We start from the raw sequence: 16,295 nt of genomic DNA on the forward strand, positions 1-16,295 counted from the left end.
GAGAACCCCGTTGTGCGATGAGCGGGCAGAGGTGAGCGGTTAGGCTTGCTTCTGCCTTTTATTTTTCATGTTTGCCGGATGCCCAGAACGAAAGACGACAGAGGTTTGTATTATTTGCAAAGGCGATGTTCCTTGCAATAAAATCAGACAGACTATGTACCGGATAAAACTTGTATACCTCATTGTTATGCTGATGTCAGCATCAGTAGTGATGGGACAGCAAAAAACACAATTGACTACCGATGAATTTGAAGCAAAATTACAACAGACTCCTGATGGACAAATTGTAGATGTGCGCACACCTGAAGAATTTAAAAAGAATCACCTGGGCGGTGCTTTCAACATGAACATCAACAGTAAAGAATTTGAGTCGATGGTGTCTGCGCTTGATAAAAATAAACCGGTGATGGTATATTGTTTGTCGGGCGGGCGAAGTGCAAAAGCAGCAGAGTATATGCGCAGTCACGGTTTTAAAGAAGTATATGAAATGACTGGCGGCATGATGCAATGGACAGCCCAACACAAACCTTACGAAGCAGGTGCGGCTCCTATACCCGGAATGCCATTGGAAGAATTTAACAGCAAAGTAACAAGCGATAAAATTGTACTGGTTGATTTCTACGCGAAGTGGTGTGCGCCTTGCAAGAAGATGGCTCCTTGGCTTGAAGAACTTTCCACACGCTATGCGGATCGCCTAACATTGCTCAAAATCAATGCAGACGAAAATTCAATACTCACAGAAAATATGAAAGTGCAGACACTGCCCACGATCATCCTCTATAAAAACGGAAAACAGGTGTGGTCAAAAACAGGATTGGCAGAAAAGATCGAGCTCGAAAAAAATATACAGGCAAATTTATAGGTATATATACCGCTGAATATATAAAACAAAAAAGCATTGAAGCTCCAACTTCAATGCTTTTTTGTTTATGGCTAAATATAGTGTTGAGGTTTGCTGCGATTAATCAGCAAAGCTCTGATAGGTTAATGTCTTGAACTTGTCGCCAATGCTCCAGTACGGAGTCTGGTATATATTCGTGAAGATAAGTCCGATCAGGTTCTCTTTTGGATCAGCCCAATAATGGGTGTTAAAGGCACCTCCCCACGAAAATGTACCGAGCGATAGTACTGACTGATAATCATTCTCGACAGTTTCCAATCCGAAACCGAGACCAAAATGTGTATTGGTGATATGCTGATCTGTCAGCATCAACTCAACAGTCTTGCGACTGAGTAATTGCACTCCATTATACTTTCCTTTATTCAGAAACAACTGCAGAAATTTAGCATAGTCTTCTACCGTAGAAGAAAGTCCGGCACCACCGGAGAAATACGTGCCCGCTGTGTTCGGATAATTAGGATCAACATTGTCGTAAGCTTTTACTTCCGGCTTTACGATCTTGCCATCTTTACCACCGGCATAGAGTGTTACCAGCCTGCTGTGTTTATCTTTGGGTAAATAGAAGTACGTATCTTTCATACCGAGTGGATCGAAAATGCGCTTGCGCAGAAATTGATCGAACGGCATACCCGACCATATCTCTACCAGGTAGCCGAGCACATCATCGTTAAGACCGTACGTCCAGTGCTCACCGGGTTGATGCCGCAGCGGCAGTTTACCGAGTATACGCATCTTCTCTCCGAGTATCATGTTGTTGTTACCTATGCCGCTGGGTACACCAGCCTTTGCATAAATAGCTTTAAACTCATCGCTTCCAATGGCTGCGTAATCTATACCGGAAGAATGTGTGAGTAATTGTCGCACCGTTATTTCACTCTTGGCAGGTTCGGTAGTATAGCTGCTGTCTTTCGGGTTGAAAGTTTTTAATACTGTCGGGTTTTTGAATTCAGGTATATATTTCGAGATAGGATCGTCCAACAGAAATTTACCTTCTTCCCATAGTATCATCGCTGCCAGACTGGTAATAGCTTTGGTTTGTGATGCTATTCGAAAAATATCATCTTTCTTCAGCGGAGTTTTACTCTCGGCATCTTTATAGCCATAAGCTTTATGGTAAGCAATCTTTCCGTTGCGTACAATAAGCACAACAGCACCGGGTACCCACTGGTTGGAGACATGTTCCTCTACCATCTTGTCGATCCTGGCGAGGCGCTCGGATGATAGCCCTGCTTCTTCAGGTTTGGCTACGGGGGTTAATGTTTTCGGCTGAGAGAAGGAGAGGTAAAAGGAAGTGCATAGCACGAGTATTAAAAAAATATTGCGCATGATGTGTAGTTTTTACAAAAATAACAAACCAGCCCTTTGCAAGGCTGGTTGAAAGTATACTTCCGGTAAAATAATTATACTATATTTAGACCTTAACATGGGCCCAGTTCTCTCCGATTTTGATGCGGTGTATCTGCATATCCGAAACGCGGAAACGTCTGGCGAGCGCTTTTAGTGTAGGTTGCTTCTTGGAGCGGAAGAGCGCAACTTTGATCTGCTTTACTTTATCTACAGTAAGTTTAGGTCCTTCATCCGGACTCATTCGCAACAATACATTGGGATCTTTCTTGGCGTGTTCTATCTGCAGGTCGTGGTTTACCCACTTCAGATTATTAGCCCGATTGTTTTCCTTGTTGTGATCTACATGGATCACAAATGTATTTTTAGTGTTGACTTGTTTGTTAAAGTACTCCGCTACCAACCGGTGAATGTAGTAATTCTGTCGGGTGTCTTCGCGGCCAATGGTTATACTTGGGTAGCCTTGTGTGAGGCGAGGCTTTAGAATATACCCGTCATCAATCTGCTCCTTGAAGCTTACAATACGACCCTTGTCGGATACAGCGTAGCGCTTGGTTGAAGTGCCCTTCTTCAACTTCAATTCCTTCCAGCTTTCGCCCGTCAGGAATTTCAATTTGGATTGTTTTGATGTAGTAGCCATACATGTAAATGGTAAAGGTTCATTATTAGGTTAGGTTTATAAGGTTCAAGCGATAACCATTACACCGTAAACATATTTACCGGTGCATGGCTTCCCGGGTATGGCCAGCTTCATTACTACAGCACCGGCCGGTACTGCCTCCGTTGTAAAGAAGTATGGCAACCTGAGGTTACGGCTATATTGCACAACGAGCTTACTACAAAAGACTGCAAGGTTGCGAATGGTTGTTGTTACAAGGATAACCAACGGTAAACACGGCAAACAACGATTTATATAGGCTATACCCTGTATATGTGATTCGCGGCTTTGATTATAGTATATATTATCCTTAGACATATTCCAGACTGGCCACTCTGCCCTATAGCGGGAAGCTGGTCTTCCGCCTGGCTGAACAGCCATATACATATCCGTTGAATTGCACTTCTGGAACATGTTCGATAAAGCTAGGTTTTCATTGTCTTATACAAAGGGGGGTAACACGTTGAACGTAGAGGGTCGTACAAACAATGAACGTTATTAAAGTAAATATTATTTTTCGTAAGGGTCAAGGCTTTCGCTAAAAAGGTAACGCTTTTTCCTCCATACTGGCGCGCTTTTCCCGTGCTGGCCTCAGCCAGGCATTTGCTGCCAATGCCTGCCCGCAATTGCATCGCAACTAATTATGGGGGTGTTACAACGGTATATCTGGTGGCGGAGTGTTTTTTATACCCCCTTTCGAGGCTATACTTTTAGAAAATAACTTCTATATACAGGCGAGGTATATAGAAATGCAGCACTGGTAAAATATCTATAGGTATAACCCGCCCGGTATTTCCAGCAGCAGGCACTCGTTATCGAGCGGCAGATAGCCCTGATCATAACAACAGAAGTATTGAGAGCCTTCATTTGTTCTGAATGTGCCCGTAAAGAAATTAAAGTTAAATCCACGGTCGGCAAGTTTATCACGACTTACTTTGCTTTTTCCTTCCGGGTTCAGATCTGAAAGTATACGTCTGTTTCTGCGAAGTATATTATTGATGTTACGGATATACCGGGTATCGGTACCGATGCGTTTATTGTTGTGAGAACTTCGGCAATGATCGGAACAAAACTTTTTATCTACTCTTCCCTGAATGGTTGTACCACACTCAATACAAATTTTTTCAACTCTTTCTGGCATATAGATTCTATTTGCAATCGGCTTAAACGGAAGTAATCGAAAGTAGACGTTTTTTGCACGACTGATTAAACTTCGAAAGTGTACTTTACAGGCAATATATACCTTTGGTGCCAGATGCTATATATAGTAATGCAGTATACCTGAAAAATCAGGGATGCCTGACTGTTGATACTTTTCAAAACATCATTCGCGGCAAACCTGCATGCTGTTAAAACTTTGGGTGATATATACCTTAATCGCAGGAGTTAAATAATGAGACCACAAGACTTTATTTGTGGGATAATGTGAATATGTAGTCGTCAATCATGAAGAAGCAACTTCTGAAATATACCCTTTCATTTTTTTTATTTATTACTCTGGCCAATCATTTCGTTCTCTCCAGGAATTGGAGCCGAAGTCTGTTTGCAGGAATATTTATAACCATTTTCTGGATAGCAGGCATGTATTTCTTCGCGAGATGGTGGGAGCAAAGAGCAAAAGATCAAAAGAAGCCCTGAAATATCCGCGTGGTTTTGTGTTTCATGATTGAAACATGAGTATCCAGCGTACAGGGTTAGAACATATAACTGCTCGTGTCCCGAAAAACTATATACCTTGACTACTGGCAAATTTTCTTCACCTGTGTTGCAATAAATTTCCGTTTGCAGCCGGCTACAATCGAAAGTAAACGTTTTTTACACGGCTATATATTTTTCAATAGACATCTTTGCCATGGCTATTGATTGTTGTGCGATAATCTGCATTGCACACCGGTACTTTTGTAATAAATTTTATATATACTATATATGGCAAACCTGAGAAATAGTGTGCAGCTGATTGGCCGTTTGGGGCGCGATCCGGAAGTAAAAACCTTCGACAGCGGGAAGAAACTCGCTACATTTTCTATTGCTACCAGCAGTACATACCGTAATCAGAAAGGAGAGAAGGTAGAAGAAACGCAGTGGCACAATCTGGTTCTGTGGGATAAGCTTGCAGATATAGCGAGCCAATATCTAAAGAAAGGAAGCGAAGTGGCCGTAGAAGGCAAACTGGTGCATCGCTCGTACGAAACATCTGCCGGAGAGAAGTGCTATATCACCGAGATAAGCGTAAACGACCTTGTGATGCTTAGCGCAAAACAATAACAACTCAAAATGTTAGCGGCAATTAATTCGTTAGCCCCCTATGTTGGCTGGAAAAGTTGCGCTCGTAATACGATGTGTGAAGATAAGCCTGGCGTGAGCCAGGCTTTTATCAATGTGTCAAATGTTAAAACGCGTAATGAAGTTTTAGGCCGAACTGAAACTTTTTGAAATCATCGGTCAGGTAAAACTCTGGTATAATACTAAGGCGCGTGCTCCCTAGGTCTTGGAGTATAGAGAACCGTGCCGTTTTACCCTGAAAAAAATCTCCTTTATCGTGTACCAGCAACGCTGCCCCAAAGCCGCTCCACATGGGCCGGCCGCTGTTACTGAAGTTTCTCCGGTAAGATATACCGGCAAAGGTGCTCAGGTTATTGGAGTATCCTCCTTCTGCTTTGCGCTCCGGCAGATACATAGTAGAATAGGTAAATTCAACTTTGTGTTTTCTGCGATTGAACCGATCGCTGAAGCTTAACCCTATTGCACCCGTAAGTTCCGGGTATACTTTATCGCGAAACACGCCTACAGCCGCGCTGGCAGAAGCATAGATCATATCGTTCGGCTCGGTGTGCTGAATGTTGCTATAGCTAATGGCATTGTGTTGAACAATAAATCGTGCCTTGAAACTCTTCCGTCCGATATAATATGCCTTTGCCTCGTCCTTTACATGCGATACAACTTGCGCATAACTTTGCTGCGATAGCTCGCGCAGTTTATTGAGGTCGGGTACATATATATATACTTTCGCGATGTCGGTTTGCAGGTATATTTCGATGCCGGGAGGAAGAAGCTGGGTTATCTGTTTTTCCTGGATCAAAAGTTTGGTTTCAGCAGCCTTTTCGCGGATAGTTATTTCTTTTTGGTTATCGGCCTTGTAGTGAGCACTGATTGTCAGCGAAGATTTTATTTCACCGGAAATACTCTTGTTGAGATAATCTTCCAGTTCCTGCAGTGTAGCAGGAAAATTATCGATGAACGATGATTGCGCACTGAATTGTTTTAGTTCAAACACAACAATCGCCTCCTGATCCGGAAACTCTACACGAATAGAATCCGGAAAGTAATTTATACCACGATTATGCGTGCGGTATATATTCGTATGCCGGGAGGAGGCTGGGTTGTAATTCAGTTCCTGTGCATAGAAAGTATGCAGTATAATGAGAAACAGAATGGTAAGGATAGTATGTTTCATAGGGTATATTAGTTGATACGGGCAATAACAAGTTTACTTTCTTCGGTGTGTTCAATAGGCGATTCGTCTTTTTGAGTCCGAAGTATTCTGAACTTTGTTTTCTTTTCGCGATGTGTAGCCAACGGTTGTTGCTCTGGTGCGGGTATAACACCAACAATTGGTCTGATCTTTTTTTCTTCTGCCACCCGTGGTGTTTGTGTTTGTTCCGTAGCGGCCACTGAATCCACTGTCGCAACGGTTGGGATAGAGGCAGTCTGTGTATCGACTATAGATTCATGTACAGGTATAGCTACGGTGACAGCTATATTTTCAGCAGGCTTTATTTTTTTACTTTGATCCTCCGCGGGCTGAAGTATAGCTATAGACTTTTCAAGGGGTGCATGCGGGGCAACAACGGCTTCAAGTTTGTTCGGTTGTTTTTTGGGAGCAGCTCCCTGTACGATAAGTGCTTCATATTTACCGGTAAGGTGTCGATAAGAGTATATACCCGTAACTGCGATCAGCATAAACGAAGCCGCAATAGCCAGGTAAAGATGGCGGTGCGATCTCCGGGGCTTCATGTCCATACGCAGCCAGAGCGTATCTTTCTGCCAGTATACCGGCCGTTGTTCCGCTTCGCGTATCTTCTGTTGAAATATTTTTTCGGTGTTAGGTTCCATAGTTGTATCCCTCTTGCGTAAGCAATTTCTTTAACAGCGACTTGGCTTTGAATAATTGTGATCGTGATGTGTTCTCACTGATCTGGAGCATCTCGGCAATCTCAGCATGATTGAATCCCTCGATCACCGAAAGGTTAAACACCGTCCGGTAGCCAGTGGGTAGTTGTGCTACAAACTGGTAAACATCTTCAGCATCCAATTCCTGGTAAGCCAGCAAATCAGGTTCATGCTGCGAAGTATCCAGGCTCTCGGTCATATTGAAGTTGTGCTTTCTTCTCAACCACATCAGCGCTTCGTTTACCACGATCCTGCGCATCCATCCTTCCAAAGAGCCTTCACCGCGATAACTAAAGCTCCGGATGTTGCTGAACACTTTGGCGAAAGCCAGCATCAGCACATCTTCCGCATCGGGCTCGCTTTTTATATAGCGATACGCCAGTCGGTACAGACGATCGGCATACCGGGTATACAGTTCCTCCTGTGCACTGCGGCTGTCGCGCTGACATTTCTTTATGAGTTCGGCTTCAGTCAAATGTTATCAGGTTTGTGGTTTTATAGATAGAAATGCCATCTTGGGGGCGGGCGTTGCCTGACGATAATTTTTTTTAAGATGCAGGGTGCTGTGCAGAAAGTTTTATCGGGTGTTTACAACGGGCCGTTGGTCAAATTATAGACACTATCGTGAAGTGATAACCGTTTAACTGTTAACTTTATCGCTGATGAATTTTTTATATCCTTCTTTTCTCTGGGCGCTGGGTGTGCTGGCTATCCCGATCATCATTCACCTTTTTAATTTCCGCAGAACAACCCGTATCTATTTCTCCAACAACCGCTTTCTCAGGCAGGTAAAGGAAGCTACAACGGCCAAACGAAAACTGAAACATTACCTGATACTGGCTTCGCGCCTGTTGTTTCTGTTCTTTCTGGTGATCACCTTTTGCCAGCCCATCATTCCGGCTAAAGATCAACTGAGTAACAACCATACGATTATACTATACCTCGATAACTCTCAGAGTATGTCGGCACAGATGGACGATAAAACACGAGGACTCGATGCCGGCATTAAATTTATAGGAGATATAGTATCGTTGTTCCCGCCAGACACACGGTATAAATTGATCACGAACGACTTTGCTCCGTTCTCTAATTCGTTCAAAACAAAAGCTGAAGTAGTCGACTTGCTTACGCAGATCCGTCTCTCACCGGTGAGTCGCACCATGCCGGAAATTATAGACCGCATCCGCCAGCAAGGCAGTGTGCAGGAACGTGAAGTATTTTGGATTTCCGATTTTCAGAAATCGACACTGGGTGCTATACCGGCATCGCTGGATTCAATTTCGCAGTGGCACCTGGTGCCGATCCGATTTGCACCGCTATCCAACATCTTCGTTGACTCCGCCTATCTGGAAAATCCTTTCGCGGCCAGTGGAGAGCGAAATGTATTGCGCGTAAAAGTTCGTAATGATGGCAAACGGGATATCGATCAGCTGAATCTGAAACTTACCATCAACAATATACAATCCGGTGCGGGCACTATAGATGTACCGCAGGGTGGCACTGCCGAAACAACTTTTGATCTGGCCACCGGGTTAACCGGATTGAACAAAGCCGTTATCAGCTTCAATGATTTCCCGGTAAGTTTTGATAATGAATTTTTCTTCGCGCTGAATTTTACGGATAAGATCAGAGTAGTAGAGATAAAGAAAGACGAGCAGGCATCGCCTGTAGAGAAAGTATATGGCAACAAGCAGGTATTCAGCTATGCCGGCTTTGCTGTAAATAATTTTAACTATAACATGTTGGCGCAGGCCGACCTGGTAGTAGTAAATGGATTGAACAGCGTTGATCCATCGCTCACCGGTGCGTTAACAGAGTATATCAATAAAGGCGGAGCATTGTTATTGGTGCCGGGCACGGATCCGGATATAGCGAGCCTCAAAAATCTTTCACAACTCCCAGGGCTAGGCGCAGCAGCAAAGGGAGAACCTGTTGAACTGGACCGTCCTGATTTTTCAAATCCGTTTTTCGAAAATGTATTTGAAGAAAAATCGGTATCACTGGCCATGCCGCGTGCAGCCCGTGTGCTGAATTGGGGAAGCGATCGCTCAGCCATTCTCCGGTTTAAAAATGATCAGCCATTTTTGTCGGTATTCAATCATGGCGGAAAGCTATATGTACTGGCCAGTCCATTAGAGAGTGCCTCTACCGATTTTCATCAGCATGCGTTGTTCGTTCCGGTTATGTACAGGATCGCAGCCAGTGCGCGAAGAAATGAAACCCGCCCGTATTATACTTTGCGCGAAAGTCTGGTAGCACTCAGGCTCGACAGTATTTCACCCGATGTGCCGCTGAAGCTGGTTGGTAAAGAAGAAGTTATACCGGGCCAGCGTAAAGTTGGCGACCGCGTATTTATAGAGATACCCAAGTTCTCGATGGAGCAGGGATTTTATGATATTGTTTCGCAAGGCGATACGGTAGGGCTGATCGCGTTTAACCTCGACAAAGAAGAATCGTTACTGGATCAATATACCGGTGCAGAGGTGAAAGCCCAGGCGGGAGGAGGCGATAACATCAGCATTTTTTCAGCTACATCTGCCAGCGCTTTCAGCAACGAAATAAAGGAGCGATATTTGGGCACGCCATTATGGAAATATGCCTTGCTGCTGGCGTTGCTCTTTGTTGTAACTGAAGTACTGCTGATCAGGTTTTTGAAGTGAGCGTAAAATATATAGTAGGGTCATTCATGTAGTCTGTAACTAAAGCCAATCGTATGAAGACTGTAAGTATTGATTTGCCGGAAAACATAAGTGAGACTGAAATAAAAATTATTCTTGCCGGAGAATTGTACGAGCGTGAGAAACTCACACTCGGACAAGCCGCAGAACTGGCAGGGCTCACCAAGAGAACTTTCATCGAGATGATGGGTAAATATGGCTTTTCTCTCTTTGGTGATTCTGTTGATGATTTAATGGCTGATGTGAATAATGCCTGAGATAGTCATTGCCGATACAAGTTGTCTCATCCTATTGACTAAAGTTGACGAAATCGACTTACTGCATCGTTGTTATAATAGAATACTGGTTACAGAAGAAGTTGCTCAGGAATACGGGAATTCTCTGCCGGATTGGATTGAAATCAAGAGTGCATCACAGCGTTCTTTGCAAAAAACACTAGAACAGATTGTGGATGTTGGAGAAGCGAGTGCTTTTGCGCTGGCTTTAGAAATTTCTGATACACTTGTGATTGTAGATGATCGCAAGGCCCGCAAAGTTGCCCAGTCGCTAGGCTTAACAGTTACCGGCACATTAGGAATATTTATAAAAGCAAAAAGACAAGGTTTGATACCTGCCGTTAAGCCAATACTTACTAAACTTGCAGGAACTGATTTTAGAGTCTCTGAGAAGCTCTTGAAGAGCATCCTCGACCTGACGGGAGAAAAATAACAAGCATGAAAATTCTTATACAAAACGCTGAAATACTCGATCCTCAGTCACCTTACCATCAGAAAGAAAAGAACGTATTGATCAACAACGGTCGCATTGCAGAAGTAGGCGACAAGAATTATTCGGCTGATAAAGTAATTAAAGCGGAGGGCATGTTGCTTTCTCCGGGCTGGTTCGATCTCGGTACATTTGTAGGAGACCCCGGCCTGGAACATAAAGAAGATCTTGAGTCCGTATCGAAAGCCGCTGCAGCCGGAGGATTTACCGAGATCGCGGTGCTGCCCAACACACATCCATCTGTTCAAAGTAAAAATGAAGTAAGTTATATAACGCGCGGTAATGATACCCGCCTCGTAGAGATACATGCACTCGCGGCAGTTACGCGCAATAACAAAGGTGAAGAGCTTACCGAAATGATAGACCTGCACGAAGCAGGCGCTATAGCTTTTACTGATGGACTGAAGCCTATCTGGCACACGGATATTTTATTAAAGGCTTTACAGTATCTGCAAAAATTTAACGGCCTGCTCATCGATCACCCGGAAGACATCTGGCTGAATATGTTTGGGCAAATGCACGAAGGCGTTAACAGCACCATGCTGGGCCTGAAAGGCATGCCGCGTATAGCCGAAGATATTATGATCAGTCGTAACCTGGAGTTGCTCGGCTATGCAGGCGGACGCTTGCACATGGCAAGGTTGTCGTCTGGTAAAGCGATCGATCAGATTCGCACCGCCAAGAAAAAACTGAACGTAACCTGCGATGTAGCAGTATACCAACCGTTGCTTGACGATACATTGCTTGCCGACTTTGATACAAACTATAAAGTAAACCCTCCGCTGCGTGAGAAGAGTGATAACGATGCACTCATAAAAGGTTTAAAAGACGGAACGATCGATGTGATCTGCTCCGGCCACGTGCCACACGAAGATGAGAGTAAAGAACTGGAATTTGATCTTGCCGATTTTGGTATTACCAGTCTGCAAACCTTCGGAGCAAATTTAGTTTCATTGTCAAAATCAGTAGAGTGGGCTGACCTAATCGAAAAGATCACCATCAATCCGCGCAAGCTGCTGAACCTGGAGATACCTGCTATAGAAGTGGAGGCCAAAGCCAATCTTACACTCTTCGATCCGAATCGTACGTGGGTGCTGGATGAGAAAAGTAATCTCTCCAAATCAAAAAACTCTCCCTGGTATGGTAAAGAAGTTACCGGCAAGGTAGTGGCTGTTTTTAACAACAATAAACACCGGTACGAAGACTGATCTGGGTTTCACCGACAACGTATACATGAACGCTTCGCTATATAAAATTTCTGTCCGGTATGGAATTGTAGCCGGTATATTATCCTTCGTGCTGCTGATCGCGCTATACTATATGGGCCGGCACCCGTTTATGATTGCGCCTTATCTGGATTTCAGAATTTTACTTTTCGGTATATTTATATTCTTTGCGCTGAAGGAAGTGCGCGACTTTTATCAGCAGGGCGAACTATATTTCTGGCAGGGTATGATCGGAGGAGCGATTGTAGTGCTGCTGGCAGGAGTGATATCTTCTGCAGGATTGATCGTGTTTGGAAATTTTGAACCGGATTTTATAGCCTCCTATATTAACCGGATGACAGTGTATCTTCAAACCTTCTCGAAGGAGGATATAGAGCGGATAGGGAAAGAAGTTTTTGATCGTAATTTAAAAGCGTTGCCTGCGACTAACATTTACGAGATGGCGAAAACCTACTTTGCACAAGGTTTAGCAATCGGCCTTTTTGTAAGTATAATTTTATCAGTCATTACCAGAAAACAACCTAAAAACTAAAACCTCTATGGAAGAAACAACAAACCTCCCCACAGTTCGCCAGGTCGGTATTCGTTATGGATTAATTGGCGGTGTTATATCGATTATATTTTTCGTTATCATGAATGTAGCGCAAGTAGATATAACTGCGTGGTACTGGAAGTGGATCGGCTATATCATCACAGCGGTTCTTATATTCCTGGCGCACAAATACTATAAAGAGAATGGCAATGGCTTTATGCCGTATGGCCAGGGAATAGGTATTGGTGTATGGATCGGCATTATATCATCGATCATTTCAAGTGTTTTCACCTATATCTATATAAAGTTTATCGACTCCGGTTTTATCGAGGCGATCAAAGAAAAATCCATTGCTGATATGGAAGCTAAAGGAATGTCGGATGAACAGATCGAGCAGGCGATGAAGTTTGTTTCGATGTTTACCACTGCCGAAGCGATGTTTATCATGGGTATTATCTTTGGCATCATCACGGCCGTAATTATTGCTTTATTAGTTTCTATCTTTACGCAAAAGAAAAATCCAGAACCGACATTTTAGACATGATACATCCGGAGATTTCCGTAATCATTCCGGCAAAAGACGAAGAGGAGTCAATCCCCGAACTATGCCAGTGGATAAGCCGTGTGATGCAAGCGCACGGCTTTTCGTATGAAGTAATTATTATTGATGACGGCAGCTCCGATAACACGTGGCAGCAGGTGCTGAAGATGAACGAAGCAGATGAGCGCTTCAAGGGCATTCGCTTTAACCGTAACTTCGGAAAATCGGCAGCCTTGCAAACCGGTTTCCGCGTGGCAGCCGGCAAAGTGGTGATTACCATGGATGCCGATTTGCAGGATAGCCCCGATGAAATTCCGGAGCTCTATCGCATGGTTACGCAGGATGGCTACCACCTGGTTTCAGGATGGAAGAAAAAACGTCACGATCCTCTTTCGAAAACTATTCCTTCTAAATTTTTCAACTATATCACACGGAAACTCTCCGGCATCAAGCTGCACGATTTTAATTGCGGGTTGAAAGCGTATCAGGGTACCGTTGTGAAAAATATAGCAGTATATGGCGAGATGCACCGCTATATACCGGTAATCGCCAAGTGGGCGGGTTTTACCAGAATTACCGAGAAGGTGGTAGAACACCGCGAGCGTAAATTTGGTACTACCAAGTTTGGCCTCGAGCGATTCATTAACGGATTTCTCGATCTGCTCTCCATTACGTTTGTAAGCCGCTTCCGCCAGAAGCCGATGCACTTCTTCGGAACACTCGGCACAATTTCGTTCCTGGTAGGCTTTGTATTTACCGTGAAGGTGATCTGGGATAAAATGGACGCCCTATATTTCTCCCGGATACCGATCAAGCGCGATATAACCGATCAGCCTTTATTCTTCCTGGCATTGGTGGCTATAGTTATAGGTGTACAACTTTTTGTTACCGGCTTCCTGGCTGAAATGATTTCCATGCAGTCGCTCTCCAAGCGCGATTACCTGGTAATTGAAAAGATAGGGATCGATGCAAAAGAGAAGATGTCCAGTATATAAGGCAATCGGTAACGCAGATCTTTATTAAGCGATGCAGCAGCCTACATACTCCATCATTATACCGGTATATAATCGTCCGCAGGAAGTAGAGGAACTGCTGGAGAGTCTCACGCACCAAACGATGCGCGACTTTGAGGTGGTGATCGTAGAAGATGGTTCATCCATCCGCTGTGATGCTGTTGTGGATCGATATCGCGCTGTACTTCCCATCGAATATTTTTTCAAACCAAATACAGGCCCGGGCCCTTCGCGAAATTTTGGCTATGCACATGCCAAAGGAAAATACCTGGTGGTATTTGATTCCGACTGTATAATTCCTCCGGCATACTTTGAAGCAGTAACCCGATCGTTGGCCGAGCATCAGTGGGATGCCTGGGGCGGCCCCGACCGCGCACACGAGAACTTCACCCTGGTACAACGGGCGATGGGGTATACCATGGCATCAGTACTTACCACGGGTGGTATACGCGGAGGAAAAAAACATGTAGGCTGGTTTCAGCCGCGTAGCTTTAACATGGGCATTTCGCGCAAAGTATATGAAGCAACAAATGGTTTTCGCTTCGATCGCTATGCCGAAGATATAGAGTTCAGCATCCGCATGAAGAATGCCGGCTTCAAGGTGGGGCTTATACAAGATGCCTTCGTATATCATAAGCGAAGAACCAATTTCAGCCAGTTCTACAAGCAGGTATATAACTTTGGCAAGGGCAGAGCACTGGTGGGCAAAGTATATCCGCAGGAGATCAAGATTACACACTGGTTTCCGTCTTTCTTTGTTATAGGCACCTGCCTGTTGTTGTTACTGCCTTTTTTGAATATCACGTTGTTTGCTGTCGGTTTTGGAGGATGGCTGTTTTACCTCGCAGCTATTTTTGCGCATAGCCTGGTACAGAATAAAAATATGGCGGTAGCAATACTATCAGTGCCTTCCGCAGTTTTACAACTATGGGGGTATGGTGTTGGCTTCCTGAAAGAGCGTGTAAAATCATACACAGAAAAATAAACCGAATAAGGTGCTCAGGATGCACCGGATGAAAAGGAAAATTGCAATTTTTTAGATAATATTGTTTGCAAAACCTATTCAATCCTACATGAAGAATTTTACCCGCTTCTTCCTCGTCATTACTTTTTCCTGTTGTAGCTTTTTATCCTTCTCGCAGTCAAAAGAATTAGCTCCCGGTTATTATGTGGTTGTTGGAGCCTATGCTTCATCCCGCGAAGCGGTTGCACAGAATTATGTAAACAATCTCAAGCTTAAGAATATTACTGCCGATTACGGTTTTAACTCCGGCAAGAATCTATACTTTGTATACCTGCAATACTTTACTTCCTTGAAGGAAGCACTCAGAAGTATGGCTGCATCGCGCAGGAATGAAGAGTTTAAAGATGCATGGGTACGCGTTGTACCGGGAGATATAGCTTCATCGCAGCCAACAGCATCGACACAGCAGGAGAAGACTGCATCGTCTTCGCAAAGTATACCGGCTAAAACTGCCGAGAGTACTACAACCTCAACAGCGGCCAATACTACTACCGATACTAAGACATCAACTGCTTCAACCACCGATGCACAACCGGCAGCATCGGCAACGGATAATATTGAAGTGACTGACAACGCTCCGATCGTTCAGCATGATCCAATGACGTTGGGAAATACCGAAGTATTTTTGAGTCTTTACAACGCCCGCAACAATCGTATTGTAGATGGCGATATACAGGTAGTTGATACAGATCGTTCGCGGGTGATAACGCGTGTTAAAGGCAATGAGTATCTGATACTGCCGGATCCGAAAAGTAAATCCGGTCAGCTTACCTTGATCTGCGATGCGTTTGGTTATAGAAAAGTACAACAAGAGATAAACTACCCGTTGCCACTGGCAGATACCGTGAAGCCCTATATAGACCTGATGGGAACTACCATTGTAGTAAACTTCGACCTGGTGCGTTACCACAAAGGCGATATTGTTACACTCTACAATGTATACTTCTACAACGATGCGGCTATCATGCGGCCGGAGTCAACCGTAGAGCTGAACAGCCTGCTGCAACTGATGGAAGAAAATCCGAAGTATAGAATCCGCCTGCACGGACATACCAATGGTAACTATCACGGTAAAGTGATTACTATGGGCCCTGATAAAAACTTCTTCTCCCTGAGTGGTTCGAAAGAAGGTCTTGGGTCAGCCAGGGATCTTTCCTATAGTCGTGCAGAAGTCATTAAAGAATACCTCGTATCCAAAGGCATTGATGCCAACCGGATGGAGCTGAAAGCGTGGGGGGGCAAACGCCCTATATATGATAAGCGAAGCCCGAATGCGCAGAAGAACGTGCGCGTGGAGGTTGAGATGCTGGATGAATAAAAAAATAACAACGTTAGATTCGATTGGAGCCCCGCCACAAAGCCCTCATAAGGGCTTTTGGCATTTTATAGAAGTATACTTTTTTGATCAGGTGTGTTAATTTAGTGTTACGTTTGCCCCGGCAA

General features: G+C 44.2%; 18 protein-coding genes. 11 read left to right on the plus strand and 7 right to left on the minus strand.

Features of this window, described 5'->3' with window-relative positions; genetic code table 11:
* Nucleotides 1–154 precede the first annotated feature (154 nt).
* Complete coding sequence (gene trxA, locus VIN08_RS14090; RefSeq protein ID WP_331966239.1) at nt 155–862, plus strand: thioredoxin; 708 nt, start codon at nt 155–157, stop codon at nt 860–862.
* 99 nt (nt 863–961) lie between these two features.
* Here trxA and VIN08_RS14095 read toward each other — a convergent pair whose 3' ends face one another.
* From VIN08_RS14095 to VIN08_RS14110, 4 genes are all read right to left on the minus strand, one after another.
* On the minus strand, nt 962–2,227 hold the full coding sequence (locus tag VIN08_RS14095; RefSeq protein ID WP_331966242.1) for a serine hydrolase domain-containing protein: 1,266 nt from the start codon (nt 2,225–2,227) through the stop codon (nt 962–964).
* Between the two features lie 85 nt (nt 2,228–2,312).
* A complete protein-coding gene (locus VIN08_RS14100; protein WP_331966245.1) occupies nt 2,313–2,885 on the minus strand; it encodes an NUMOD4 domain-containing protein in 573 nt (190 codons plus the stop codon).
* Nucleotides 2,886–2,930: 45 nt separating this feature from the next.
* On the minus strand, nt 2,931–3,317 hold the full coding sequence (locus VIN08_RS14105) for a hypothetical protein (protein ID WP_331966248.1): 387 nt from the start codon (nt 3,315–3,317) through the stop codon (nt 2,931–2,933).
* Nucleotides 3,318–3,672: 355 nt separating this feature from the next.
* Complete coding sequence (locus tag VIN08_RS14110; RefSeq protein ID WP_331966251.1) at nt 3,673–4,044, minus strand: hypothetical protein; 372 nt, start codon at nt 4,042–4,044, stop codon at nt 3,673–3,675.
* Between the two features lie 785 nt (nt 4,045–4,829).
* Here VIN08_RS14110 and VIN08_RS14115 point away from each other — a divergent pair.
* On the plus strand, nt 4,830–5,168 hold the full coding sequence (locus VIN08_RS14115) for a single-stranded DNA-binding protein (protein WP_331966254.1): 339 nt from the start codon (nt 4,830–4,832) through the stop codon (nt 5,166–5,168).
* A gap of 124 nt (nt 5,169–5,292) precedes the next feature.
* Here VIN08_RS14115 and VIN08_RS14120 read toward each other — a convergent pair whose 3' ends face one another.
* From VIN08_RS14120 to VIN08_RS14130, 3 genes are read right to left on the minus strand one after another with little or no spacing between them, the layout of a single operon-like run.
* The gene (locus VIN08_RS14120) at nt 5,293–6,357 is read right to left on the minus strand and encodes a hypothetical protein (RefSeq protein WP_331966258.1); all 1,065 of its coding nucleotides are present in this window, start codon (nt 6,355–6,357) and stop codon (nt 5,293–5,295) included.
* A gap of 8 nt (nt 6,358–6,365) precedes the next feature.
* Nucleotides 6,366–7,016, minus strand: a complete 651-nt coding sequence (locus tag VIN08_RS14125) for a hypothetical protein (protein WP_331966260.1) — start codon at nt 7,014–7,016, stop codon at nt 6,366–6,368.
* On the minus strand, nt 7,006–7,548 hold the full coding sequence (locus VIN08_RS14130; RefSeq protein ID WP_331966263.1) for a sigma-70 family RNA polymerase sigma factor: 543 nt from the start codon (nt 7,546–7,548) through the stop codon (nt 7,006–7,008). The genes VIN08_RS14125 and VIN08_RS14130 overlap by 11 nt, the downstream gene beginning before the upstream one ends.
* A 187-nt stretch (nt 7,549–7,735) precedes the next feature.
* On the opposite strand from VIN08_RS14130, the gene VIN08_RS14135 reads away from it, so the two are divergent.
* From VIN08_RS14135 to VIN08_RS14175, 9 genes are all read left to right on the plus strand, one after another.
* Nucleotides 7,736–9,733 (plus strand): BatA domain-containing protein, encoded by a 1,998-nt coding sequence (locus VIN08_RS14135; RefSeq protein ID WP_331966266.1) that lies wholly within the window; start codon nt 7,736–7,738, stop codon nt 9,731–9,733.
* Nucleotides 9,734–9,786: 53 nt separating this feature from the next.
* Nucleotides 9,787–10,008: a UPF0175 family protein gene (locus tag VIN08_RS14140; protein WP_331966269.1), complete on the plus strand. Its 222-nt coding sequence runs from the start codon at nt 9,787–9,789 to the stop codon at nt 10,006–10,008.
* Nucleotides 10,001–10,459, plus strand: a complete 459-nt coding sequence (locus tag VIN08_RS14145; protein WP_331966272.1) for a DUF3368 domain-containing protein — start codon at nt 10,001–10,003, stop codon at nt 10,457–10,459. The genes VIN08_RS14140 and VIN08_RS14145 overlap by 8 nt, the downstream gene beginning before the upstream one ends.
* Before the next feature lie 5 nt (nt 10,460–10,464).
* Nucleotides 10,465–11,724 carry a dihydroorotase gene (locus tag VIN08_RS14150; RefSeq protein WP_331966275.1) on the plus strand — a complete coding sequence of 420 codons (1,260 nt, stop codon included), beginning with the start codon at nt 10,465–10,467 and terminating at the stop codon, nt 11,722–11,724.
* A 25-nt stretch (nt 11,725–11,749) separates the two neighbouring features.
* Nucleotides 11,750–12,274 (plus strand): DUF4199 domain-containing protein, encoded by a 525-nt coding sequence (locus VIN08_RS14155; RefSeq protein ID WP_331966278.1) that lies wholly within the window; start codon nt 11,750–11,752, stop codon nt 12,272–12,274.
* A 7-nt stretch (nt 12,275–12,281) separates the two neighbouring features.
* Entirely contained in the window at nt 12,282–12,812 is a 531-nt protein-coding gene (locus VIN08_RS14160) for a DUF4199 domain-containing protein (protein WP_331966281.1), read from the plus strand.
* A 2-nt stretch (nt 12,813–12,814) separates the two neighbouring features.
* Nucleotides 12,815–13,810 carry a glycosyltransferase family 2 protein gene (locus VIN08_RS14165; protein ID WP_331966284.1) on the plus strand — a complete coding sequence of 332 codons (996 nt, stop codon included), beginning with the start codon at nt 12,815–12,817 and terminating at the stop codon, nt 13,808–13,810.
* A 31-nt stretch (nt 13,811–13,841) separates the two neighbouring features.
* Nucleotides 13,842–14,813, plus strand: a complete 972-nt coding sequence (locus VIN08_RS14170; protein ID WP_331966287.1) for a glycosyltransferase — start codon at nt 13,842–13,844, stop codon at nt 14,811–14,813.
* A gap of 88 nt (nt 14,814–14,901) precedes the next feature.
* Nucleotides 14,902–16,170, plus strand: a complete 1,269-nt coding sequence (locus tag VIN08_RS14175; RefSeq protein ID WP_331966290.1) for an OmpA family protein — start codon at nt 14,902–14,904, stop codon at nt 16,168–16,170.
* The last annotated feature ends 125 nt before the right edge of the window (nt 16,171–16,295 follow it).

This window comes from Ohtaekwangia sp., from assembly GCF_036568665.1.
GTDB lineage: Bacteria > Bacteroidota > Bacteroidia > Cytophagales > Cyclobacteriaceae > Ohtaekwangia.

Coding starts and splice junctions, on each gene's coding strand:
- trxA (WP_331966239.1), top strand. CDS start 155: ATGTACCGGATAAAACTTGTATACCTCATTGTTATGCTGATGTCAGCA.
- VIN08_RS14095 (WP_331966242.1), bottom strand. CDS start 2,227: ATGCGCAATATTTTTTTAATACTCGTGCTATGCACTTCCTTTTACCTC.
- VIN08_RS14100 (WP_331966245.1), bottom strand. CDS start 2,885: ATGGCTACTACATCAAAACAATCCAAATTGAAATTCCTGACGGGCGAA.
- VIN08_RS14105 (WP_331966248.1), bottom strand. CDS start 3,317: ATGTTCCAGAAGTGCAATTCAACGGATATGTATATGGCTGTTCAGCCA.
- VIN08_RS14110 (WP_331966251.1), bottom strand. CDS start 4,044: ATGCCAGAAAGAGTTGAAAAAATTTGTATTGAGTGTGGTACAACCATT.
- VIN08_RS14115 (WP_331966254.1), top strand. CDS start 4,830: ATGGCAAACCTGAGAAATAGTGTGCAGCTGATTGGCCGTTTGGGGCGC.
- VIN08_RS14120 (WP_331966258.1), bottom strand. CDS start 6,357: ATGAAACATACTATCCTTACCATTCTGTTTCTCATTATACTGCATACT.
- VIN08_RS14125 (WP_331966260.1), bottom strand. CDS start 7,016: ATGGAACCTAACACCGAAAAAATATTTCAACAGAAGATACGCGAAGCG.
- VIN08_RS14135 (WP_331966266.1), top strand. CDS start 7,736: ATGAATTTTTTATATCCTTCTTTTCTCTGGGCGCTGGGTGTGCTGGCT.
- VIN08_RS14140 (WP_331966269.1), top strand. CDS start 9,787: ATGAAGACTGTAAGTATTGATTTGCCGGAAAACATAAGTGAGACTGAA.
- VIN08_RS14145 (WP_331966272.1), top strand. CDS start 10,001: ATGCCTGAGATAGTCATTGCCGATACAAGTTGTCTCATCCTATTGACT.
- VIN08_RS14150 (WP_331966275.1), top strand. CDS start 10,465: ATGAAAATTCTTATACAAAACGCTGAAATACTCGATCCTCAGTCACCT.
- VIN08_RS14155 (WP_331966278.1), top strand. CDS start 11,750: ATGAACGCTTCGCTATATAAAATTTCTGTCCGGTATGGAATTGTAGCC.
- VIN08_RS14160 (WP_331966281.1), top strand. CDS start 12,282: ATGGAAGAAACAACAAACCTCCCCACAGTTCGCCAGGTCGGTATTCGT.
- VIN08_RS14165 (WP_331966284.1), top strand. CDS start 12,815: ATGATACATCCGGAGATTTCCGTAATCATTCCGGCAAAAGACGAAGAG.
- VIN08_RS14170 (WP_331966287.1), top strand. CDS start 13,842: ATGCAGCAGCCTACATACTCCATCATTATACCGGTATATAATCGTCCG.
- VIN08_RS14175 (WP_331966290.1), top strand. CDS start 14,902: ATGAAGAATTTTACCCGCTTCTTCCTCGTCATTACTTTTTCCTGTTGT.